Source organism: Citrobacter sp. CF971, assembly GCF_006385635.1.
GTDB classification, from domain to species: domain Bacteria; phylum Pseudomonadota; class Gammaproteobacteria; order Enterobacterales; family Enterobacteriaceae; genus Citrobacter; species Citrobacter freundii.
Genome location: NZ_CP041051.1, coordinates 3,139,277 through 3,161,499 on the forward strand (window position 1 = coordinate 3,139,277; position 22,223 = coordinate 3,161,499).

At 49.0% G+C, this 22,223-nt stretch carries 20 protein-coding genes and 1 riboswitch; of the genes, 5 read left to right on the top strand and 15 right to left on the bottom strand.

What is annotated here, in order from left to right:
* Positions 1-2 precede the first annotated feature (2 nt).
* Positions 3-1,304, bottom strand: a complete 1,302-nt coding sequence (locus E6P06_RS18745; RefSeq protein WP_139935565.1) for a tyrosine-type recombinase/integrase — start codon at positions 1,302-1,304, stop codon at positions 3-5.
* 67 nt (positions 1,305-1,371) lie between these two features.
* A riboswitch (TPP riboswitch) is annotated at positions 1,372-1,467 on the bottom strand.
* A gap of 234 nt (positions 1,468-1,701) precedes the next feature.
* On the opposite strand from E6P06_RS18745, the gene E6P06_RS18750 reads away from it, so the two are divergent.
* Positions 1,702-2,034, top strand: a complete 333-nt coding sequence (locus E6P06_RS18750; RefSeq protein WP_016150637.1) for an RcnB family protein — start codon at positions 1,702-1,704, stop codon at positions 2,032-2,034.
* Positions 2,035-2,089: 55 nt separating this feature from the next.
* On the opposite strand, the gene E6P06_RS18755 is transcribed toward E6P06_RS18750, so the two are convergent.
* From E6P06_RS18755 to apbC, 6 genes are all read right to left on the bottom strand, one after another.
* Positions 2,090-3,112, bottom strand: a complete 1,023-nt coding sequence (locus E6P06_RS18755; RefSeq protein WP_044711382.1) for a fimbrial protein — start codon at positions 3,110-3,112, stop codon at positions 2,090-2,092.
* Between the two features lie 11 nt (positions 3,113-3,123).
* Complete coding sequence (locus tag E6P06_RS18760; protein WP_121540237.1) at positions 3,124-5,610, bottom strand: fimbrial biogenesis outer membrane usher protein; 2,487 nt, start codon at positions 5,608-5,610, stop codon at positions 3,124-3,126.
* 14 nt (positions 5,611-5,624) lie between these two features.
* The gene (locus E6P06_RS18765) at positions 5,625-6,305 is read right to left on the bottom strand and encodes a fimbrial assembly chaperone (RefSeq protein ID WP_016150640.1); all 681 of its coding nucleotides are present in this window, start codon (positions 6,303-6,305) and stop codon (positions 5,625-5,627) included.
* A 63-nt stretch (positions 6,306-6,368) separates the two neighbouring features.
* Positions 6,369-6,899 carry a fimbrial protein YehD gene (yehD, locus tag E6P06_RS18770; RefSeq protein WP_003844375.1) on the bottom strand — a complete coding sequence of 177 codons (531 nt, stop codon included), beginning with the start codon at positions 6,897-6,899 and terminating at the stop codon, positions 6,369-6,371.
* 278 nt (positions 6,900-7,177) lie between these two features.
* Positions 7,178-7,459: a DUF2574 family protein gene (locus E6P06_RS18775; protein WP_071698166.1), complete on the bottom strand. Its 282-nt coding sequence runs from the start codon at positions 7,457-7,459 to the stop codon at positions 7,178-7,180.
* Positions 7,460-7,723: 264 nt separating this feature from the next.
* Positions 7,724-8,833, bottom strand: a complete 1,110-nt coding sequence (apbC, locus tag E6P06_RS18780) for an iron-sulfur cluster carrier protein ApbC (protein WP_003027343.1) — start codon at positions 8,831-8,833, stop codon at positions 7,724-7,726.
* Positions 8,834-8,997: 164 nt separating this feature from the next.
* Between apbC and metG the strand changes: the two genes are divergently transcribed.
* Both metG and E6P06_RS18790 read left to right on the top strand, forming a co-directional pair.
* Positions 8,998-11,031 carry a methionine--tRNA ligase gene (gene metG, locus E6P06_RS18785; RefSeq protein WP_003027344.1) on the top strand — a complete coding sequence of 678 codons (2,034 nt, stop codon included), beginning with the start codon at positions 8,998-9,000 and terminating at the stop codon, positions 11,029-11,031.
* A gap of 205 nt (positions 11,032-11,236) precedes the next feature.
* Complete coding sequence (locus tag E6P06_RS18790) at positions 11,237-11,695, top strand: YehR family lipoprotein (RefSeq protein WP_003840158.1); 459 nt, start codon at positions 11,237-11,239, stop codon at positions 11,693-11,695.
* A 42-nt stretch (positions 11,696-11,737) separates the two neighbouring features.
* On the opposite strand, the gene E6P06_RS18795 is transcribed toward E6P06_RS18790, so the two are convergent.
* From E6P06_RS18795 to E6P06_RS18805, 3 genes are read right to left on the bottom strand one after another with little or no spacing between them, the layout of a single operon-like run.
* Positions 11,738-12,208: a DUF1456 family protein gene (locus tag E6P06_RS18795; RefSeq protein WP_003027346.1), complete on the bottom strand. Its 471-nt coding sequence runs from the start codon at positions 12,206-12,208 to the stop codon at positions 11,738-11,740.
* 46 nt (positions 12,209-12,254) lie between these two features.
* Positions 12,255-12,974, bottom strand: coding sequence for a two-component system response regulator BtsR (gene btsR, locus E6P06_RS18800; RefSeq protein WP_003840155.1), 720 nt, complete (start codon positions 12,972-12,974; stop codon positions 12,255-12,257).
* On the bottom strand, positions 12,971-14,656 hold the full coding sequence (locus E6P06_RS18805; protein ID WP_003027348.1) for a sensor histidine kinase: 1,686 nt from the start codon (positions 14,654-14,656) through the stop codon (positions 12,971-12,973). The genes btsR and E6P06_RS18805 overlap by 4 nt, the downstream gene beginning before the upstream one ends.
* A gap of 225 nt (positions 14,657-14,881) precedes the next feature.
* Between E6P06_RS18805 and mlrA the strand changes: the two genes are divergently transcribed.
* Both mlrA and E6P06_RS18815 read left to right on the top strand, forming a co-directional pair.
* On the top strand, positions 14,882-15,613 hold the full coding sequence (gene mlrA, locus E6P06_RS18810; protein ID WP_049002964.1) for an HTH-type transcriptional regulator MlrA: 732 nt from the start codon (positions 14,882-14,884) through the stop codon (positions 15,611-15,613).
* Between the two features lie 51 nt (positions 15,614-15,664).
* Positions 15,665-15,772 carry a protein YohO gene (locus tag E6P06_RS18815; RefSeq protein WP_003027354.1) on the top strand — a complete coding sequence of 36 codons (108 nt, stop codon included), beginning with the start codon at positions 15,665-15,667 and terminating at the stop codon, positions 15,770-15,772.
* Here E6P06_RS18815 and E6P06_RS18820 read toward each other — a convergent pair.
* The 5 genes from E6P06_RS18820 to bglX form a co-directional block, all read right to left on the bottom strand.
* A complete protein-coding gene (locus E6P06_RS18820) occupies positions 15,753-16,484 on the bottom strand; it encodes an ABC transporter permease (RefSeq protein ID WP_086539162.1) in 732 nt (243 codons plus the stop codon). The genes E6P06_RS18815 and E6P06_RS18820 overlap by 20 nt on opposite strands.
* Entirely contained in the window at positions 16,468-17,415 is a 948-nt protein-coding gene (locus E6P06_RS18825; RefSeq protein WP_032949638.1) for an ABC transporter ATP-binding protein, read from the bottom strand. Before E6P06_RS18825 ends, E6P06_RS18820 begins: the two co-directional genes overlap by 17 nt.
* Complete coding sequence (locus E6P06_RS18830; RefSeq protein WP_275944391.1) at positions 17,408-18,574, bottom strand: ABC transporter permease; 1,167 nt, start codon at positions 18,572-18,574, stop codon at positions 17,408-17,410. Before E6P06_RS18830 ends, E6P06_RS18825 begins: the two co-directional genes overlap by 8 nt.
* Positions 18,575-18,589: 15 nt before the next feature.
* Positions 18,590-19,507, bottom strand: a complete 918-nt coding sequence (locus E6P06_RS18835; RefSeq protein ID WP_087878900.1) for an ABC transporter substrate-binding protein — start codon at positions 19,505-19,507, stop codon at positions 18,590-18,592.
* Positions 19,508-19,702: 195 nt separating this feature from the next.
* Entirely contained in the window at positions 19,703-22,000 is a 2,298-nt protein-coding gene (gene bglX / locus E6P06_RS18840; protein ID WP_003844389.1) for a beta-glucosidase BglX, read from the bottom strand.
* Between the last annotated feature and the right edge of the window lie 223 nt (positions 22,001-22,223).

A 22,223-nucleotide genomic window follows, 5' to 3' on the forward strand; every position in this document is an offset into this window, starting at 1 on the left:
GCTTAAATCCATCTAATCCCATCAATTACATAACAAATTGACGATAGAGGGAAGGTATGCAAATAGCGTTTTGTGATCCCTCCGCTTTTTTCATGACCTACCGTTTGTTGCAAATGCAAGATGTTAGTTACCCATCCAGACATCGCAGCAGAACAAACAGAATGGCGAATACTATGCAAAAGCCTCCGCTGTCCAAAATCGTCTAAGTACGAAATGCCAAGCTGATCACGCACATCAGCAAATTCTTTACCGATCTTAGTCATATTAGTACCTGCCACTTCTGAAAAAATCCGTTCTTTCCACTGGCGATCAACGTATTCCATGAAACCCCATTCGATCAGCTTGGTGTGGATTACTACTTGCCGGGTGGCATTTTCTGTTTTCCCCTGCCCTCCTTCTGCAAGAAGGAAGTAATATCGCTGGCTATCCTCATCAAATTTAATCTGTGATTTTTCCAGTTTTGCGATTTCGCCTCTTCTGGCTCCGGTGTATGCCAACAACAATGTAATCCACTTCAGCCAGCCATCTGGCTGCTTGTGTGCCCATTCTACAAACTTCTTCATCTCCGCCGAATTGTATGCACCAAATCTTGCTTTAGATGGTGCAGCCACTACACCATCAGTTGGTGACTTCATCAAAATTTCTTTGTTTTCTGTGAGAAAGGTCTTGAACAGCGATTTGTAGACTTTAAGATGCTTATGGATAGCCTCAACACCAACAAGCTCATCAGGTGGCACGTCATCACAATCTATCAACTGCTGAACATTCATCGAGCGATATGGTTGGACAACACGCTTAGGTAAATTCTCAACAACTTCCATCACCTGTCTAATGTCCTGTTTAGTGATCGCTGTTACATCCGTATTTTGCCCCAACACTACAAACAATACTTCAATGTAACGTTCATTTGCCATTGAGATCGATTTAGTCCAATTACGCCCCTTTTCGGCTTTGTACATAACCCAAGCATCAGAGAGAGTTAACACGTTTTCCGGCTCGGCTTGTGCCGATGGTCCCTCGATTTCAACGGGAAGAACAATCGGTAGGCTGGGTAACAATGGAACTTTCACAACCCTACGTTCTGACAAAATCAGGTTTGACACAAACTCATCAAGCATCGAGATCGGAGTTGCTAATGATTTAATAAAAGGAACATGTGGAGTGATGCGAACCATCAAAGCAGAGGCTTCGCGATAACTATCGGTAAGAAGAGATTTTTTAAACATCCTGCCATTTGAAAGCCGGATCTGTAGATAGTAGTTACCGTTTCGTTGAAACGTGTATGGTAGGGTTTTGTACCTCATAATTATGCTCTTTTTGTACCTTAGGTGCATTACACACGGACAAAAAGAAATGTAACCATATGAATACTAAACAGAATTTTGGCAACCTACGCTGGCATTATCCAGATCAGGTGGTACGGGTATTTCTCAGCCTTCACCAGGAAGGGCACCCCGAGTCGTTGAAACACAAACGTAATATGCTGGTTTCAGTAACAGGATACTGCCTGTGCTTAGCGATGTAAATTGGCGTACTACCCGCCCCCAAAGTGAAACTACTGGTCAAGATTGCTGCAATTCTGTACTTTCATTTACACTTTTTACGAAATGACTGGAGTGATCACAAAATAGTGCTTGTCAGACATCCGGTATGCCAGGAATGATACATGACTGATTTTGATGACCCGAAGAGGTAGAGAGGATGGGTATGAAGAATAAAATGTTGCTGGGTGCACTTCTGCTTGCAAGCAGCGTCGTCTGGGCCGCGCCAACCGCAACAGCTGCCCCCACCGGTATCGATAAATATGAACTGAGCAGCTTTATTGCTGACTTCACCCATTTCAAACCCGGTGACAAGGTCCCACCACTGTATCTCACCGAAGAATACACCATTAAACAGTGGAATCTACGCAATCTGCCCGCGCCGACGGCAGGCACCCACTGGACCTACATGGGCGGCGCGTATGTGCTGGTCAATGATGCCGATGCTAAGATCATTAAAGCCTACGATGGCGAGATTTTTTATCACCGCTAATCGAATAAAAACACGTACTTTCAGCAAGAAAGTACGTGAGATAACCACCAATCAATTAGTCGTAAGATACCGCAAAGGTCACTTTACTTTGTACGTCACCAGGCTGTAGTGATTCTCCTGTTACGCGAACATATTTCGCAGTGATGGGAAAAGTGTAACTACTTTTGATTTCAGTCAGTTTAGCTATTTTGTTCATCAGCGTATCCCCCAATTTCAACGGCGATGTCGCACTGCCGTTAAAAATCTGGAAACCCACTCCCTTTGCGCCATTCATTACGGTATTTTTCAGTATCGTTCCACTACTATCCCAGTCGCCGCGTACCACTTTAAAACTCACTGGATTGGTAGTGACGTTATTGATGCTTTCGCATTTCAGTTCCAGTTCTGTGGAACCAGATTTAGTATTGTTTGCGCTTAACATTTCTTTTAGCGTCGTATTCGGCATCTTAATTTCGTATGTCGACTGGGAGAAACGACAGGTTGTTGGTTTGTGCTTGACGGTAAATGTAATATTTTGTGCGTAAGTATTTTTACCACTCAGTTTACCTGTCAACCAACACCATAGCCACGCCCCAAGACTCTTCCGACATGAATTATCAGCTAAAATATTGATTGCCGGACGCCCCAAATTTATCGTATTACCACTAGATATCGTTAAATCAGCACTGCCAGGTGTTATATATGAAACTTCAAGAATAAATGGTTTTGAGTTAAACGCCTCTTGTGTTGTATATGATTTTGAGGCAATTACCCCTCCCCCATTACCCGTCGCAACAGGAAATTCAGTATTTTCGAGCATGTTAAATTTTAGAAAAATAGATTTATTCGCACCGGGCTCCTTCAATTCTATGACATAGTTTTGAAATGGCGTCGTATAATCCATAAAATCTGTATTTTCATTACATGAAAAAGTATCGTTTAGGTTTGTGTTTATTAAAAGACGAACAGGAGAACCCACCTTTACTGTCGTCATGTCCAGCTCTATCGTTTGTTGTGCTGATGTATTCGAACCTAAGGTACATTTAGCCTGCCCCAAGAAAGGAAGCAACCATAAAATTAAAACCCAATATTTTTTCATAAACGAATCCCTTATCGGCAAATATAGACTTTATTCTCATCAATCATCTTATCGAAGGTAATCGTGCAGAATTGTCCCTGCTTTTTATTAACCACGACGCGTACCGATGCGGGAATGTCGTTGGTGCGAATAAATAACCGACTGCCCTGGCCGATCAGACCGACGTTATTACCTGCGCTATCTTCAACCTCATAGCCGAATGATAACGGAGAGCCGTCTGGTCGTTGGGCGAGGAAATACCATAGTTTACGCCGATCGGTTTCAAACTCCGTCATCACGACCGCGCCGCGATAAGGGACATTAGCTTTACGATTACCCAGCAGCGCCACATCGCTTTTACTGTCGGACAAATCCAGCATCAGCATATTTTCACGATACGGCGTCAGGCTGTCATACACAGCGTAACCTTTGCTGTCCGTTGTTAAGTAACGGTGTCCCTGCACCGCCGCCCCCTGTAAACCCGGCGCTTTAACAATGGCGAAAGTATCGGAAAGCCGGGACGTCAGCGCCACGCCGTCAGACCACACCACAACACCGCCCTGAATATTACCGCTGGCCTGTTGATACTTATTCGACTGGCTGTAGCTGCCGCCTATGGTCGCTATTTGCGCGCGCCAAGCCATATTACCGCCCGCAGTTGTTTCATTCCCCTGCCGCTGATGGCTGAGGTTGGCGCCGTAGCTAAACTGATCGCGATTACCCGCCACCCCGCTTAAGCTGGTGTTATTCGACTGATAACCGTCATCATCGAATGTCGTTGAGTTAGAGACAAACAGATCGCGGCGAGGGGTAGATATCCCGTCCCCCCACGAGAATGGGATGGAGATATACAGGTTAAAACGCTTATCCTCGTGATTATCCTCATCGTACGTTTGGCTAACGGCAAAGGTATAGCTGATACGTTGCCAGGAGTTCGAATAACTTATTTGATAATCTTTACCCGTTCCGCTGCGTTGCCAGTAATCACGCCACAAACCGCTTACGGCCAGAAATCCCAAGTCGCCAGGCAATGCCTGATTGATGTTCAGGGAAAAACTGTTCTTACGGCCAAAGTCATTCTGATAATAATCAGCAATGTCATAAACATCATTTTCATCGCGGTTGTAGCTATTTTTGTTATTCGCCCAAACGTGATCGTTAAAGGTACGATAATCCCGCGAAGAGTAGCGAAAGGCCGCCAGCGCAAACTGAGTTCCGGTCTGTGCGACATATTTATTCCATGCTACCTGATAACTCTGTCCGTCAAAAACGCCGTTATCCTGCTCACTGTGCGATCGTGTGGCGTCTACCGAAACCGCACCAATTGGCGTATTCCATCCTGTGCCAAGCGCAAATGAATAATAGTTATCCGATAACATTGAGCCGCCATAAACTGTAAGCAGATTGTTCAAGCCATAAAAATAACTACCCTGCATAAAATCAGACTGATTACTCGCACCTGCAATATCGCTACGTCCGGCAGCTAAATCATATTTCGCCACACCCGTCTGCAACATATTCGGTACCGATGAATAAGGTACCAGGTAATGTCTTATCGAACCATCTGCCTCTTTAACACTCACATCCAGATCTGCACCACCGCCGGCAAGCTGCAAATCATCAATAGCAAATGGGCCTGGAGAGACCTCTTTTTGATAAATCACAAAACCGTTTTGTTCGATGGTTACCAGCGCGTTGCTCTGGGCAATACCACGTACTACAGGGGTAAAATTCTGTTTTGAGTTCGGTAACATTTGCATATCACGCCAGATACGCACCCCGCGAAAGCGTACCGCGTCAAAAATATCTGCCCCGGTATACATGTCCCCGGCGCGCAATGTACCGAGAATTGACGGAATACCACGTTCCACATATAACGTATTACTTTTCCACTCACCGCTACCTTCGTTGCCTTTGGTATAGTTGGCATTCGAATGCAACTGCCAGCCAAGCAAATTCAATCCGCTGTTCAGATTAACATAGCTACTTTTATCATTACCGCCGTGTTTATAATCACTGTAATACTGGCTGACATAATAAGCCGTATAAAACGCATTTATTCCACGATCCCAAGTTTCTGGAGGCATATAACCCGGTTCATATTCGTTCACAAATGCCTGAGGTACGCTCAGATTTAATGCAAACTGCCCAATATCATACCCTATGCTGCCGCCCTGGACTGCTGAACGTAGCGAAACACAATCCACGCTTTTATCCGCTTTAATACCGTCGGTACGAATGCCTATCTGCTGCAATTGTGCCCAGGATAAACATGTTTCATCGGGATCGGTTTTAATATTAATATCATACTGACCACGCCACTGATTATTCAGATAAACGTCCATCTCGTACATGCCTGGCATGGGCTTATCACCATCAATTAGATAGCGTGATATTTTTTCACCATTTAAACCACCAATCATAAAGTGGGTGTCAAACGTTTCTTCTTCAGCCCATACAGATGATGAAGTCGCCAGCACCGACAAAATGGCCAGTGTAATCGAATTAATCTTTGACATAGCCAGTCCTTGAGCTATTTTTCAGTTTTGATTTTTTCACTCAAATAATTGCCGTGATCATCAATAAGCGTAACATTGTAATGACTCACAATAGCAGCAGTGCTCAGCATTTTTTCTGACCACGGTGCCAACAGCATAGTTTCTTTATTAAGTTTCGCTTTACCGCTAAGCTCAGGGATAGTTATCCAGTTAGCCGAATTATTCTTGATTGTAATACCGCTACCACTATTCCTGATGTTCAGTTGGGTAAAGCTATTTTTATCAACGCCGGCAATTCCCTGTGGGCGATAAATAAATTTAATACGGTTTTGCATCGCAAATTTAATGATGTTCTTACCTTCGGAATCCGCAGAGTTCGGTGGGATATCCAGCACGTTAAGGAAGAATAAACTTTCGCGATCTTTCGGCAACGTATTTGGCAACAGCTTAATTTTCAGCTGTTGGCCAGAACCACCGCTCACCTTTGCCACCGGCGGTGTCATCACAAACGGTACCTGAATTTTCTCCGGCGGCAGGTCGGTGTCACCATCATCAATCCACGACTGGACGAGTGCACTGCGATTGCCTTCATTCATTAACTGCACGGTAATCTCTTTTTTCTGCGCCGGATAAATGATACGCGTACCGTAAATATAAATCCCACCCCACGCAGGCAATACTGTGCCAGCCAAAAATAATGCTAATATCTTTTTCATTATAATTATCCTTACTACAGAAATAATCGGCGGCCGCAGCCGCCGACAAACAGGATAGTAATCTTAATCAGTAACTACGGTCATCGTAAGCGAAGAGGCAACATCACCACTCTCGACAATACCAGTTCCAACTTTCGCATAACGCGCACTAAAGTCCAGAACATATTTATTGTCGGCTGTTTTGGTTAACTGAATACCAGACTCAGGATTAACCTGTTCATTACCATAATAGACTGCAAAACCAGCACCGTTATTCGAGGCAGTATTTCGTGTAATGTATTTATTCGTGCTATCGAATTGAGAACTGGAAAAAGTAATTTTCGGTGCTTCAGTCCCCGTACACTCTACTGTCAGTGGTACAGTAGTTTTATTTGTGTAACCATCATAAACACCACCAGCACTCAAAGCATTTAATCTGTCAGCACCAATTTGGTTCATACCAATAGTCGCGGTGGAATCACCAGTAAATTTACAGGTAGTTCCAACCACCTTACCCGTAATAATTAATTCACCCTGATCGGTATCAGCAGCAAAAGCCCCAGCGCTCATAAATACAACAGACAGAACAGCAGCAGAAATAATTGAACGTTTCATAATATCTTCCCTAATGAATTAATTTCGATTTGTTAAGAGCAGTTATCTCTTGAAAAGAAATTCTCACAGCTGAAACGTTGCCGCAATGTAAACACGTTGTTTTATTGATTTAAAACAAGTTACAAATCGCAATATACATGCAACAAATAAATCAGGATTTGTATTATTTTCAGAATTAATAAATCTATGCAATTAACTGCCAGGAAGGATTTATTCTATGCATAAAAAAACCACACATCATTCATTAAAATGATATGTGGTTAATAAAGGCGTTCTTTTTAATCGTAGCGATTGAGTACGATCTGTCGCGTGGTATCGCCAGGGACTGTAACCACTTCCGTCACCACTCCGCGCGCAGGTGAAGAAGCAACATCGTTAACAGTTGAAAAATGAAGTGTCTTGCCACACCGCTGTTGCACGTCATTATTCACAACATCGGTACTACAGGTTGGTTTGGTTACTCGTCCACTGATTGTTAAGGTCGCGGTATCGGAAGCAAACGCAGATGCACTTATTCCATAAGTCAGAATGATAGTTCCCATCAGCGAGCTAATTTTCATTTTTATCGTCACCTCTGTGGTTAACATCAAATAACATGCAGATGGCCTGTCAGCGTAATACGGGCAAAACGCGCTGTTCAATCCAATTGAAATTGTAGATTAATGCGATAGATTTGATCAATTACAATGATGCATTGAGATGATTTATTCGGAAAAAGGTATGAATTATAAACGCAGAATGAACAATATCGTAATATTTTTAAATTTAATATATTCACCGCATCAATAATACATTAATGCGGTGAATATCTGTAACGCTATAAATTACACCGCGCGGAAAGCAATCTCGCCCGGAATAACTTCTCCCTGCCAATACAGCTGTGCCGCCACACGCCCTGCAAGGTCGCGGTAAATGGCGGTAAATTCGCTGTCTGGACGGCTGATAACCGTCGGCGTACCGCGATCGAGGTCTTCACGCAGAGAAATATGCAGCGGCATTTGTCCCAGCAGTTGGGTGTGGTACTGCTCGGCCAGTTTCTGCGCGCCACCGGTGCCAAAGATTGGCTCATGGTGACCACAGTTGCTGCAAATATGCATACTCATATTCTCAACAATACCCAATACCGGCACTTCGACTTTTTCGAACATCACAATGCCTTTTTTCGCATCGATCAGCGCGATGTCCTGCGGCGTAGTGACAACAACCGCGCCCGTTACCGGAATGTTCTGCGCCAGCGTCAGCTGGATGTCACCAGTGCCCGGCGGCATATCCAGTACCAGATAATCAAGATCCGGCCATAAGGTTTCCTGCAACATCTGCAACAGCGCTTTACTGGCCATCGGGCCGCGCCACACCATCGCGTTATCGTCAGTGACCAGATAACCAATGGAGTTCGTTGCCAGACCATGAGACATGATCGGCGCCATGTGGGTACCATCTGGCGAGGTTGGACGCTGGTTTTCCGCGCCAAGCATTGTCGGGATAGACGGACCATAAATATCGGCGTCCAGAATCCCCACTTTCGCCCCTTCTGCAGCCAGTGCCAGCGCCAGGTTCACGGCGGTAGAAGATTTACCCACGCCACCTTTACCTGAACTGACGGCGATGATGTTTTTCACACCATTAATACCTGGCTGATTTTTCACGCGTTTCAGCGTCGCGATGTTATGCGACAGTTTCCAGTCGATCGCTTTCGCGCCGGTAATACGCAGCAGATCGGCGCTACATTGCTCTTTTAAGTCCTCAAACGCGCTATGCCAAACGAACGGCATGACCAGCTCAACGTGCAACGTGTCATCCATCCAGGCGACGTGGTGCAACGCTTTAAGCGTCGTCAGATTATGCTTCAGGGTTGAATGCTGAAAATTCGCCAGCGTCCCGGCAACCATGGCGCGCAGGGTCTCTGGTGATTTGGCCTGGGATTGTGCGTTCATCCCGACTCCTTTTTGTTGTTCTGAATATACAATAGTCACCAGGTAGTTTACTCCAACCGCAACAATTATTCATTTACGGATAAATGCCCTTATCGCTTGGCGCAGTAATTACCATTTTGGTACTATCAAAGCCCTTTTCACTACAAAAGAAGTAATTGCCCACTATGACTCAAGTCGCGAAGAAAATTCTGGTAACGTGCGCGCTGCCGTACGCCAACGGCTCAATCCACCTCGGCCATATGCTGGAGCACATCCAGGCTGATGTCTGGGTCCGTTACCAGCGAATGCGCGGCCACCAGGTTAACTTCATCTGCGCGGACGACGCACACGGTACGCCAATCATGCTGAAAGCACAGCAGCTTGGGATCACGCCAGAGCAGATGATCGGTGAAATGAGTCAGGAGCATCAGACTGATTTTGCAGGTTTTGACATCAGCTATGACAACTACCACTCGACGCACAGCGAAGAGAACCGTGAGCTGTCTGAGCTGATTTACACGCGCCTGAAGGAAAACGGTTTTATTAAGAACCGTACAATCTCCCAGCTTTACGATCCGGAAAAAGGCATGTTCCTGCCGGATCGTTTTGTTAAAGGCACCTGCCCGAAATGTAAGTCTCCGGATCAGTACGGCGATAACTGTGAAGTCTGCGGCGCAACCTACAGCCCGACCGAACTTATCGAGCCGAAATCCGTTGTGTCTGGCGCGACGCCGGTGATGCGTGACTCCGAACACTTCTTCTTTGATCTGCCGTCATTCAGCGAAATGCTGCAGGCGTGGACGCGCAGCGGCGCGTTACAGGAGCAGGTCGCCAACAAAATGCAGGAATGGTTCGAATCCGGCCTGCAACAGTGGGATATTTCCCGCGATTCCCCGTACTTCGGTTTTGAAATCCCGAATGCGCCTGGCAAATACTTCTACGTCTGGCTGGACGCGCCAATTGGCTATATGGGTTCATTCAAAAACCTGTGCGATAAGCGCGGTGACACCACCAGCTTTGATGAATACTGGAAGAAAGATTCCGACGCCGAGCTGTATCACTTCATCGGTAAGGATATCGTTTACTTCCACAGCCTGTTCTGGCCTGCCATGCTGGAAGGCAGTAACTTCCGTAAGCCGACCAACCTGTTCGTCCACGGTTATGTGACGGTGAACGGCGCGAAGATGTCTAAATCTCGTGGCACCTTCATTAAGGCAAGCACCTGGCTGAAGCACTTCGATGCCGACAGTCTGCGCTATTACTACACGGCGAAACTATCTTCACGTATTGATGACATCGACCTGAACCTGGAGGACTTTGTCCAGCGCGTTAATGCCGATATCGTCAACAAAGTAGTCAACCTGGCATCCCGTAATGCAGGCTTTATTGCTAAGCGTTTTGACGGCATTCTGGCGACTGAGCTGGCCGACCCGGCGCTGTATAAAACCTTCACCGACGCCGCAGCAGCGATCGGCGAAGCATGGGAAAGCCGTGAATTTGGTAAAGCTATTCGTGAAATCATGGCGCTGGCCGACGTGGCAAACCGCTACGTTGACGAACAAGCACCGTGGGTTGTGGCTAAACAGGAAGGCCGCGATGCCGACCTGCAGGCAATTTGCTCCATGGGCATTAACCTGTTCCGTGTGCTGATGACCTACCTGAAGCCGGTTCTGCCAACGCTTGCTGAACGTGTGGAAGCGTTCCTTAACTGCGAACTGAGCTGGGATGCCATTGAGCAGCCACTGCTCGGTCACAAGGTCAACACCTTTAAAGCGCTGTACAATCGCATCGACATGAAACAAGTTGAAGCGCTGGTGGAAGCGTCGAAAGAAGAAGTGAAAGCCGCTGCCGCACCAGTAACCGGTCCGCTGGCGGATGACCCGATTCAGGAAACCATCACCTTTGACGATTTCGCCAAAGTTGACCTGCGCGTAGCGTTGATTGAAAACGCCGAATTCGTGGAAGGTTCCGACAAACTGCTGCGTCTGACGCTGGATCTCGGTGGTGAGAAACGAAACGTCTTCTCTGGTATTCGTTCTGCGTATCCGGATCCACAAACCCTGATTGGCCGCCAGACCATTATGGTTGCTAACCTGGCTCCTCGTAAGATGCGCTTCGGCATTTCTGAAGGGATGGTAATGGCCGCAGGTCCTGGCGGGAAAGATATCTTCCTGTTAAGCCCGGATGAAGGTGCAAAACCAGGCCAACAGGTGAAGTAAGTCAAGTATCTCAAGCGCTGCAACCGCAGCGCTTTTTTTTGCTACGTGAGTGCTTCCTCTAATCTTAACCCTTAATCCATTTTCGGACTGCTCAGTTGTTAATATTAGATTTATTCTATACTGCACTGGGATCAAGATAGTCCGGGCTTACCAGATTCGTGGAGGTTATTGTTTAACATCCGATATTCATGAAATGGAGTTTTACATGAAAGCGTTACATAAATTTTTCACTCTCGCCGTGGTATCGGTTGTGTTTTTTTCCCTGGCAGGATGCGGTGATAAAGTAGAGACAAAAACATTTAATGCCAACCTCAACGGTTCGGATATCACTGTCTCTTACACCTATAAAGGTGATAAGGTCCTGAAGCAAATCTCTGAAAGTAAAATCAGCTATGCGTCAGTCGGTGCCAGCAATAAAGAAGAAGCAGCAAAAGTATTCGACGCATTAAGCGCCAAATATCAAAACATTACTGGTATAGAAGAAAAACTCACCTATTCAGATACCTACGCGCAAGAAAATGTCACTATCGATATGGAAAAAGTTGATATAAAAGCGTTGCAGGCCATTTCAGGGATGAAACTATCTGAAAACGCCGATAAAAACATCAGCATGAAGCAAATGCAAACGGTAATGGAATCGGCGGGTTTTAAAGAAGTGAAGTAAAGCAACGGCGACCCGATTTTGATCGTGGTCGCCAGCGCTGCTTTACGCTTTCTTTTTATGCTCTCGCGACGTTAAACCACGCAGAAAATAACGCAGGAACTGATCGCCGCATTCGCGATAATTCTTATGGTCCGGCGCGCGCATCATGGCGGTAATTTCCGGCATCGACACACGGAATTTCTGCTCGGTCATAATTGCCAGAATATCATCGGTTTTCAGTGAAAAAGCGATACGCAGTTTTTTCAGCACCGTATTATTGTTAACACGACGCTCAAGTGCCAGTTCCGGTGCAGAATCATCTTTACCACGCAGATGATAAATCAGACCGTTTAAAAAACCGGAGAGAATGATATCCGGGCAGCGAACAAACCCGTCTTCATCTTCTTTTGTCGTCCAGGTATCGAAATTTGCGGAGATGGATTCCATGTCAGCAAGCGCAAGAATACGCACCATGTCGTTATTGTTCGCTTTCAGGGTGTAGCGCAGGCTACGAAGAATATCGTTACTTAGCATAGAGCCTTCAACTGTCGGTGATGCAATGGCGCGCAGTGTATCAGTTTTACAGTCCAATCGCCTCTTTTAGACTTTTAAGATAACGACGACTCACCGGAACAGTCAGCCCGTTACGCAAAATCAGTTCCGCCTGGCCGTTGTCTTCCAGACGGATCTCCTGCAATTGCGCCATATTTACCAGATATTGTCTATGACAACGCAGCAGAGGAGTACGGCTCTCCAGCGTCCTGAGCGTCAGCTCAGTGAAGCCTTCTTTACCATCACTGCTGGTCACATATACGCCACTCATACGGCTGCTGATAAACGCCACATCATCCATTTGCAACAAATAAATTCGGCTGTGACCGCTGCACGGAATAAACTTCAGCGCCTGCTGATTTTCTGGCAGGAGTGATACATCCTGCTTCGTGCGCTCCTGACGCAAACGGATCAGCGTTTTTTCCAGCCGAGCTTCTTCGATCGGCTTGAGCAGATAATCAAACGCATGTTCTTCAAAGGCTTTCACCGCATACTCATCAAAGGCGGTCAGAAAAACAATGTACGGACGATGCTCGGGATCAAGCATGCCAACCATTTCCAGGCCGCTGATTCGCGGCATCTGAATATCAAGGAACAGAACATCCGGACGCAATTTATGTACCGCGCCAATGGCTTCCACCGCATTCGAACATTCGCCGACAATCTCGATGTCGCTTTGCTCCTGCAACAGGATCCGCAGATTCTCCCGGGCTAACGGTTCGTCATCGACAATTAGCACTTTGATCATGCCAGTTCCTCCAGGGGAAGTCGTAAAGTGATTCGGGTAAAGCGGTCAGGTTCACACGCTACGCTAATGCCAAAATCATCGCCAAACCGCTCGCGCAGTCGTTTATCGACCAGATTCATACCCAGTCCACTGGCTTCTGATGTTGGCTGATACAGCCCGGCATTATCTTCGATATCCAGCATCAGATATTGCCCTTCTCGACGGGCGGTAATCGATACTTCACCGGTATCCAGCAACTGAGAAGTACCGTGTTTGATAGCATTCTCCACGATGGGTTGCAGAGTAAAAGCGGGTAATTGCTGATGCGAAAGTTCTTCTGGCACCGTCAAGGTCACCTGAAGACGCGATTGGAACCGTGCCTTTTCAATTTGCAGATAAGCATTAACGTGTTCAATTTCATCGGCCAGCGTCACAATTTCCGACGGGCGTTTTAAATTTTTACGAAAGAACGTCGACAGATACTGCACCAGTTGGCTGGCCTGCTCGCTATCACGTCGGATCACAGCTTTGATGGTGTTGAGCGCATTAAACAGAAAATGGGGATTGACCTGGGCGTGCAGGAGTTTTATTTCCGACTGCGTGAGCATCGCTTTTTGCCGCTCATACTGCCCGGCCAAAATCTGAGCCGAAAGCAGTTGGGCGATCCCTTCCCCCAGCGTGCGGTTGATTGAGCTAAAGAGACGGTTTTTGGCTTCATACAGTTTGATGGTCCCCATCACCCGCTGGTTTTCACCCCGCAGAGGGATCACCAGCGTCGAACCTAATTTACATTGCGGATGCAAAGAGCAGCGATAAGGGACTTCATTACCGTCGGCATAAACCACCTCTCCGGTTTCAATCGCCCGCTGAGTGTACGAGGAAGAGATAGGTTTGCCCGGCAGATGATGGTCATCACCAATACCGGTAAATGCCAGCAGTTTCTCACGATCGGTAATCGCCACCGCACCGATATCCAGCTCTTCATACAGCACCTGAGCAACCTTCATGCTGTTAACCTCGTTGAACCCCTGGCGCAAAATCCCTTCCGTTGAAGCGGCAACTTTGAGCGCGGTGGCGGAAAAAGCGGAGGTATATTTTTCAAACATCGCCCGTTTATCGAGCAAAATACGCATAAATAAGGCGGCGCCGACGGTATTGGTCACCATCATAGGCGCGGCAATATTGCTGACCAGTCGGTAGGCATCATCAAACGGCCTGGCGATCAATAAGATGATCAACATCTGCACCAGTTCAGCAACAAAGGTAATGGCGCCCGCCGTCAGCGGGCTGAATACTTTATCGGTACGACCACGACGGGTGAGCACGCTGTGCACCAGTCCGCCGAGCAACCCTTCCACAATGGTCGAGATCATGCAGCTAAGCGCCGTCATTCCGCCCATTGAATAACGATGTAAACCACCGGTCAGACCGACTAAGCCGCCAACCACAGGGCCGCCAAGCAGCCCGCCCATTACCGCACCAATAGCGCGAGTATTCGCAATGGAGTCATCAATGTGCAGCCCGAAATAGGTGCCCAAAATGCAGAAAATGGAAAAGGTAACGTAGCAAAGCAGTTTGTGCGGCAGCCGGATAGTCACCTGCATCAGCGGAATAAACAAACGCGTTTTGCTCATGAGCCACGCGATAACGAGAAACACGCACATCTGCTGAAGCAGCAGCAACACCAGATTAAACTCGTACATACCCGCCAACCACACATCTCTTAAAAGCGCGTAACATACATGGGCTGCGCGTAACTTTCTTTGAAGTGTTGCAAAAAAAAAGGAATTTGTGAGAACGATCACTCGAAAGCGCGATCATGACTACAAACCCACCCATTTATTGATCAAAAAACAGGCAAAACTACCTGGTTCGCAAAAGAGCGTCTAAAGTAAAACTGGGACCTCGCAAGCATAAGTGAGACGACGATGGCGCTTTACACAATTGGTGAAGTGGCTTTGCTTTGTGATATCAACCCTGTCACTTTACGCGCGTGGCAGAGGCGTTACGGATTACTGAAACCGCAACGGACAGACGGCGGACATCGCCTGTTTAACGACGCGGATATCGATCGGATCCGTGAGATAAAACGCTGGATCAACAACGGTGTCCAGGTCAGCAAGGTTAAAATGTTGCTCAGCAATGAGAGCATTGATGTGCATAACGGTTGGCGTGAACAACAAGAGACGCTGTTGAACTATTTGCAAAGTAATAATCTGCATAGTCTCAGACTGTGGATAAAAGAGCGTGGTCAGGATTATCCCGCACAAACGCTCAACACCCATTTATTCATTCCGTTACGCCGACGTCTGCAATGTCAGCAGCCGATCCTCCAGGCGTTACTGGGGATCCTCGACGGCGTACTAATCAACTACATCGCGATTTGTCTTGCCTCAGCACGCAAGAAACAGGGCAAAGATGCTCTGGTGGTTGGCTGGAACATTCAGGATACGACCCGCTTATGGCTGGAAGGTTGGGTCGCCAGCCAGCAGGGGTGGCGCATTGACGTCCTTGCTCATTCGCTGAACCAACTGCGACCGGAGCTGTTTGAAGGTCGTACCTTGCTTGTCTGGTGCGGCGATAACCAAACGCCCGCTCAGCAACAACAGCTGAATGAATGGCGCGCGTTGGGTCACGATATTTATCCACTCGGTATTTAATATTCTATTAACAAACGTGTACAATCCTTGGATTCACATAAGGAGTGCATAATGAGCGCAGCTAAAATCGGTGTCATTACCCTCTTCCTGCTGATGGCCATCGGCGGTATCGGCGGTGTCATGCTGGCAGGTTATACCTTTATTTTACGTGCCGGGTAAGATGTCTCGCTAATTTCTCAAAACCGCGGTCAACAATTACCGCTGCCAGCGCGACCAACAGCGCCCCCTGAATCACATAGGCGGTATTGAACCCACTCAGCCCGATAATAATCGGCGTACCCAGCGTGTTCGCTCCAACGGTTGAGGCGATGGTTGCAGTGCCTATATTAATAATCACCGACGTGCGAATCCCGGCCAGAATAACCGGGGCCGCCAGCGGTAACTCTACTTTACGCAGCCGCTGCCCCTGACTCATGCCCATTCCACTGGCGATATCCATCACGCTGGAAGAAATGCCGCCAAGTCCCGCCAGGGTTGCCTGCAAGATCGGTAATACCCCATACAGGATCAGCGCAATAATTGCCGGTTCAGGACCAAATCCCATCACCGGTACAGCTATCGCCAACACCGCAACTGGCGGAAATGTCTGCCCCACGGCGGCAATCGTTTCCACTATCGGCCTGAATTCTGCGCCCCAGGGTCGGGTTACCGCAATTCCCGCCCCAACGCCAATCAATACGGCGATAAGGCTTGAGATCCCCACCAGTGTAAAATGGGCCAGCGCCAACGCTGTAAAACTTTCCTGCTGATACACGGGACGTGGCAGCTCAGGAAACAGCGAACTAAACAGGGTCTGACTGTGAGGCAATCCAACCAACAGGATCAGAAACAACGTAACAAGCCACAGCAGTGGATCAGCAAGACGTTTCACGGGTCGGCATCTCCGAAAGCAAATCGCGAAAATGGAGCGTTCCGCAGGGTACCCCCTGCAGCGTCACGACAGGTAATACGTCGCAACCGCGCGCCACGAACACCGATAACGCATCACGAAGCGTCATCTCATCCACCAGCGGCTCGCCGTCTGAGTGTTCTCCGCGACGAATAAAATCGCCTACCGTACGCAGCGACAACAGCCGAACGCCCAGTTCACTGCGGCCAAAAAAGGTTTGTACGAAATCATTCGCTGGCGCGGTGAGCATCGACAGCGGCGTGCCTTGCTGCACGACCTTTCCTGCATCCATCAGCACCAGATGCTCCGCCAGTCTTAGCGCCTCGTCGATATCATGCGTCACCAGCACAATGGTACGCCCGAGCAGACGGTGAATACGCGTCATCTCCTGCTGCAGCGCACCGCGGGTGACCGGGTCCAGCGCGCCAAAAGGCTCATCCATCAATAGCACCTGCGGATCCGCCGCCAACGCACGCGCAACCCCGACCCGCTGCTGCTGTCCGCCGGAAAGCTGATGCGGATAACGGTGGCGCAAACTCGCCTCAAGACCCAGCAGAGCCATCAGTTCATCTGTTCGGTCATCAATACGTGAGCGCGACCACTTTTGCAGTTGCGGTACGGTGGCGATGTTCTGCGCGACGGTCCAGTGGGGAAACAAGCCAATAGACTGAATCGCGTACCCCATGCGCCGTCGTAGCTCCAGCACCGGCAGGCTACGAATTTCTTCTCCGGCAAAGCGGATCTGCCCGCTGTCGTGTTCAACCAGCCGATTGATCATCTTTAGCGTGGTGGACTTCCCCGAACCTGACGTGCCGATTAACACCGAAAAGCTGCCCTCCCCTAAATGCAGGTTAAGGTCATCAACGGCTTTTTGCTGACCATAGGTTTTACTGACGTGGCGAAATTCAATCATTATTCGATACCTTTAGCAGCGCGAGACCTAAATCAAACAGCGCATCAATCAACACTGCCAGCACAACGACTGGGATCACGCCCAACAGCACTAAATCGACGGCGCTACTGAGCAATCCCTGAAAGACCAGCGCGCCAAATCCCCCTGCGCCAATCAGAGCGGCAATCACCGCCATTCCCATGGTTTGCACCATCACTACCCGTAAACTGCGTAAGAAGACCGGCAATGCCAGCGGGAACTGCACCGAGACAAATCGCTGGAAAGTGTTCATTCCCATCGCTCGAGCGCTTTCCAGTACATCCCGCGGTACCTGATTCAACCCAGCCACAACGCCACGTACAAGCGGTAACAACGCATACAGCACCAACGCAATAAGCGCAGGCGTCATACCGGTTCCCGCGACGCCGAACTTGCCCAATAAAGGAAAGTGCTTCACCAACCCGGCAAGCGGCGCAATTAACAGGCCAAACAGCGCGACTGAAGGAATGGTTTGGATGATATTCAGTAGTGCAAAAACCGGCCCCTGACGGGCGACAGAGAAAGCACACCAGATGCCCAGTGGCACACCAATAAGCAGCGCGGGCACCACGGTAGCAAACAGAATCGTCAAATGTTGCGCCAGCGCGTCGTTGAAGACATCCTGGCGGTTGGCATATTCTTTAAGCAGAGAAAGATCGTTAAACGTGCCGGAGAACAAAAGCACCAGCGGCACAATGAATATTTGAGCATGCAGCGCCCAACGCCACAGTGCCTGAGCGGTGATGCGACGAATAGCGTCACTGGCGGCCAACAGCATCAGCCCCACGCCCAACCAGAATCCACTGCCCAGACTAGTTCTGGCCAGCGGACTCCCTGTCTTCGCCAGATACGTTGCCGTTGTACCTGCGGTTACCAGCGCGGCGATCACCAACAGTTGGCAAACGATAAGCGCCAATATATTACCGGACCTTCCCGGTACAACGCTCAGAAGACACAGCAGCAAACAGGCCACCGCCAATCCCCATGCCGTGTCGGAGCTGATATCCCAGAGTTGACGACCTTCGCCGGACACCAGACGATTAGGGGCATAGCTAATGAAAGGCAGCGCTGCCGCCGCGAAAGTAAGAAGCACCAGCAACAACAGCACCCGATTGACTGAAATATTCGACAAAACACCCACCCGCTGCAAACGCCGTTACTTCACCCATCCTTTTTGCTTCAGGTAATCTGCTGCGACTTTTTTTGCATCCAGCCCCTCCACGGCAATACTGGCATTCAGCTGCTGCAACGTTTTTTCATCCAGACTGGCAAAAACCGGCTGTAGCCACTCTCCCATTTGCGGATAGTCTTTCAGCACCGATTCACGTACGACGGGTGCTGGCGCATAAATGGGCTGGACACCTTTTGGGTCGCTTAAAGTTTGCAGACCGAGCGCCGCAACCGGGCCATCGGTGCCATAAGCCATCGCCGCATTGACTCCAGAAGTCTGCTGCGCCGCCGCTTTAATCGTTACCGCGGTATCCCCCCCAGCCAGCGACAACAGCTGATTTTGATTCAGTTTGAAATCATAGGCTTTTTCAAACGCTGGCAGCGCGTCAGCCCGTTCGATGAATTCCGCAGAGGCGGCAAGTTTGAACGTTCCTCCGTCCTTCAGGTAACGGCCTAAATCAGCAAGGGACTCAAGTTTGTTCTTTTGCGCGACATCCTGGCGTATTGCAATAGTCCAGGTGTTGTTGGCGGGTGCAGGGGTTAGCCAGACCAGCTTATTTTGCTCCGCATCCAGCTTTTTCACTTTGTCGAATCCAGCCTGCGCATTTTTCCACGCGGGATCATTTTCATCTTTAAAAAAGAATGCGCCATTACCGGTATATTCCGGATAAATATCCAGCTCACCGGAGGTGATTGCCCCACGCACCACTGGGGTGGTACCAAGCTGTATTTTATTGACGGTTTTCACGCCATGGCTTTCGAGCACCTGCAAAATAATGTTGCCGAGCAGCGCCCCTTCGGTATCTATTTTTGAACCGACCGTGACGGGTGACGCGGCCTGTAAGGGTAGGCTTATCGCAGCTAACAGCGCCAGCGAACCCACCGATACTTTTGAGATTATCATGCTGTACTCCTCATCCTTTTGCGGCCCTTTTCAGAGACTTGAGGAAAAAGCATAGTCGAAAAATCAGGGCTTAACCTGGCAATTGGGGAGTAAGAGAGGGATTCGTTAGCAATAACGTGATGAGAAATAAGAAGCAGACGCGGCGCGTACGTCTAAAGATAAAGGCCGGAAACCCGGCCTTTACTCGCTAATCAATCACAGCAGCTCAAATTCGCCCTGCTTCACTCTGGCGGAATCCACGCCGATGAAAACGTTAAACTTGCCCGGTTCTGCATCGTATTGCATACGCTGATTCCAGAACTTCAGCGCCTCAATGTCAATCGGGAAGCTGACGGTCTGGGTTTCACCCGGCTTAAGATTCACTTTCTCAAAACCTTTCAGCTGTTTTACCGGACGACTCATGGAAGCGGTCACGTCCTGCAAATACATCTGAATCACCGTCGCACCTTCGCGCTTGCCGGTGTTGGTCACCTGCACGCTGGCCGTCACGGTCCCGTCACGCTTCATCGTTGGAGAAGAGAGCTTCACATCAGAAACCGTGAACGTGGTGTAGCTCAGGCCATAACCAAAGGGATACAACGGACCATTCGCTTCATCAAAGTAGCGCGACGTGTACTTGTTCGGCTTATCTGCGTTATACGGGCGACCGGTATTGAGATGGCTGTAATAGACCGGGATCTGTCCGACAGAGCGCGGGAAAGACATCGGCAGCTTGCCTGAAGGGTTGTAATCACCAAACAGCACATCGGCGATGGCGTTACCACCTTCCGTCCCGGCAAACCAGGTTTCGAGGATCGCATCGGCCTGTTGATCTTCTTTAACCAACGCCAGCGGACGTCCGTTCATCAGTACCAGAACCAGAGGTTTACCGGTGGCTTTCAGCGCGGCAATCAGGTCACGCTGACTCTGTGGAATAGTGATATCGGTGCGGCTGGAAGCTTCATGCGCCATACCCTGCGCTTCGCCGACTACCGCAACCACCACGTCAGACTGCTTCGCTGCGTTCACGGCTTCATCGATCATCGCCTGAGGCGAGCGCGGGTCAACCTTCACCGCCTCTTCATATAGATTGAGGAAATCGACAATGCCTTTGTCGTTGGTGATATTCGCCCCTTTGGCGTACAGCACTTTGCCCTGATCGCCGACGGCATTTTTAATTCCCGTCAGTACCGTTACCGACTGATCGGCAACACCGGCGGCGGACCAACTGCCCATCACATCACGCTTGCTGTCAGCCAGCGGACCGACGACTGCCACGGTGGCGGATTTTTTCAGCGGCAACGTTTCCAGACGGTTTTTCAGCAGCACCAGGCTTTCTCGCGCTACTTCACGCGCCTCTTTGCGGTGCAAACGGCTTTCCGCGTTGGTGTCCTGTGGGTCAGATTCTTTGGCCCCCAGATGACTGTACGGGTCGTTAAACAGCCCCATATCATATTTCACGTTCAGCACGTGGCGCGCGGCGTCATCCAGCTCCGCCATCGTCACTTTGCCGGATTTAATCAAGCCCGGAAGATATTTGCTGTAATACTCATCGCTCATACTCATATTGATGCCGGACTTGATCGCCACACGCACCGCATCTTCAGGATCGGAGGCAGTACCGTGCTTAATCAGTTCCTTAATCGCGCCGTGATCGGAAACGGTAATACCCTTAAAGCCCCATTCATCACGCAGCACGTCTTTGAGCAGCCATGCATCTGAGGTTGCAGGCGTACCGTTTAGCGAATTAAGTCCTACCATTACCGCACCGCTACCAGCGTCCAGCCCGGCTTTATACGGCGGCATATAGTCGTTGAACAGACGCTGTGGGCTCATATCGACGGTGTTATATTCCTTGCCACCTTCAACCGCGCCATAAGCAGCGAAGTGCTTGACGCTGGTCATCACCGAATAGCGATCCGCCGGGCTTTTACCCTGCATCGCTTCAACCATGGTTTTACCCATCGTAGCCGTTAAATACGTGTCTTCACCAAAACCTTCTGAAGCACGGCCCCAACGCGGATCGCGAGAGACATCGACCATTGGCGCCCAGGTCATATTCAGACCATCATCGGCGGCTTCATACGCGGAAATACGGCCAACGGTTCTGACCGCATCGAGATTAAAAGAGGACGCCAGGCCGAGACTTATCGGGAACACGGTACGTTGGCCGTGCAATACGTCGTAGGCAAAAAAGAGAGGAATTTTCAGGCGGCTGAGTTCCATCACTTGATCCTGCATTTTGCGGATATCCTGGCGCGTGACGGTGTTAAAAATTGCCCCAACCTGCCCGTCTTTGATCATCTCGCGGATGGCTTCTTTCGGGTTATCAGGCCCGACGCTTATCAAGCGTAGTTGCCCAATTTTCTCATCCACGGTCATCTGTTTAAGTAAATCGGTAACGAATGCATCCCGCGCTTCTGGCGTCAGAGGATGGTTACCAAACAGCGTGTCCGCCTGCGCTGGTTGCAACGCCAGACTCACCGCGACACCTACAGAACATAGCCATTTCATGTTGATTCTCTCTTTATTTTTTCCCGACGAGGCAGCGAAAATATAACAAAAACCGCAGTTTGCCGTAAGACTAAACGGGAGCGATAAAGAAAGCTAAGGTTATTCTCCTAATTTTCAAAACCAGCGCAAATCATTAGAAGACGAACCAGAGACAATATGAATGAGAAAGCGTATTGTCATACAAAGCGCTATGCTTGTTCCTGATATTGAGTCCCACCACAAG

Excerpts from the sequence above, each read along its gene's own strand:
- E6P06_RS18745 (WP_139935565.1), bottom strand. The coding sequence starts at position 1,304 with ATGAGGTACAAAACCCTACCATACACGTTTCAACGAAACGGTAACTAC.
- E6P06_RS18750 (WP_016150637.1), top strand. The coding sequence starts at position 1,702 with ATGGGTATGAAGAATAAAATGTTGCTGGGTGCACTTCTGCTTGCAAGC.
- E6P06_RS18755 (WP_044711382.1), bottom strand. The coding sequence starts at position 3,112 with ATGAAAAAATATTGGGTTTTAATTTTATGGTTGCTTCCTTTCTTGGGG.
- E6P06_RS18760 (WP_121540237.1), bottom strand. The coding sequence starts at position 5,610 with ATGTCAAAGATTAATTCGATTACACTGGCCATTTTGTCGGTGCTGGCG.
- E6P06_RS18765 (WP_016150640.1), bottom strand. The coding sequence starts at position 6,305 with ATGAAAAAGATATTAGCATTATTTTTGGCTGGCACAGTATTGCCTGCG.
- yehD (WP_003844375.1), bottom strand. The coding sequence starts at position 6,899 with ATGAAACGTTCAATTATTTCTGCTGCTGTTCTGTCTGTTGTATTTATG.
- E6P06_RS18775 (WP_071698166.1), bottom strand. The coding sequence starts at position 7,459 with ATGAAAATTAGCTCGCTGATGGGAACTATCATTCTGACTTATGGAATA.
- apbC (WP_003027343.1), bottom strand. The coding sequence starts at position 8,833 with ATGAACGCACAATCCCAGGCCAAATCACCAGAGACCCTGCGCGCCATG.
- metG (WP_003027344.1), top strand. The coding sequence starts at position 8,998 with ATGACTCAAGTCGCGAAGAAAATTCTGGTAACGTGCGCGCTGCCGTAC.
- E6P06_RS18790 (WP_003840158.1), top strand. The coding sequence starts at position 11,237 with ATGAAAGCGTTACATAAATTTTTCACTCTCGCCGTGGTATCGGTTGTG.
- E6P06_RS18795 (WP_003027346.1), bottom strand. The coding sequence starts at position 12,208 with ATGCTAAGTAACGATATTCTTCGTAGCCTGCGCTACACCCTGAAAGCG.
- btsR (WP_003840155.1), bottom strand. The coding sequence starts at position 12,974 with ATGATCAAAGTGCTAATTGTCGATGACGAACCGTTAGCCCGGGAGAAT.
- E6P06_RS18805 (WP_003027348.1), bottom strand. The coding sequence starts at position 14,656 with ATGTACGAGTTTAATCTGGTGTTGCTGCTGCTTCAGCAGATGTGCGTG.
- mlrA (WP_049002964.1), top strand. The coding sequence starts at position 14,882 with ATGGCGCTTTACACAATTGGTGAAGTGGCTTTGCTTTGTGATATCAAC.
- E6P06_RS18815 (WP_003027354.1), top strand. The coding sequence starts at position 15,665 with ATGAGCGCAGCTAAAATCGGTGTCATTACCCTCTTCCTGCTGATGGCC.
- E6P06_RS18825 (WP_032949638.1), bottom strand. The coding sequence starts at position 17,415 with ATGATTGAATTTCGCCACGTCAGTAAAACCTATGGTCAGCAAAAAGCC.
- E6P06_RS18835 (WP_087878900.1), bottom strand. The coding sequence starts at position 19,507 with ATGATAATCTCAAAAGTATCGGTGGGTTCGCTGGCGCTGTTAGCTGCG.
- bglX (WP_003844389.1), bottom strand. The coding sequence starts at position 22,000 with ATGAAATGGCTATGTTCTGTAGGTGTCGCGGTGAGTCTGGCGTTGCAA.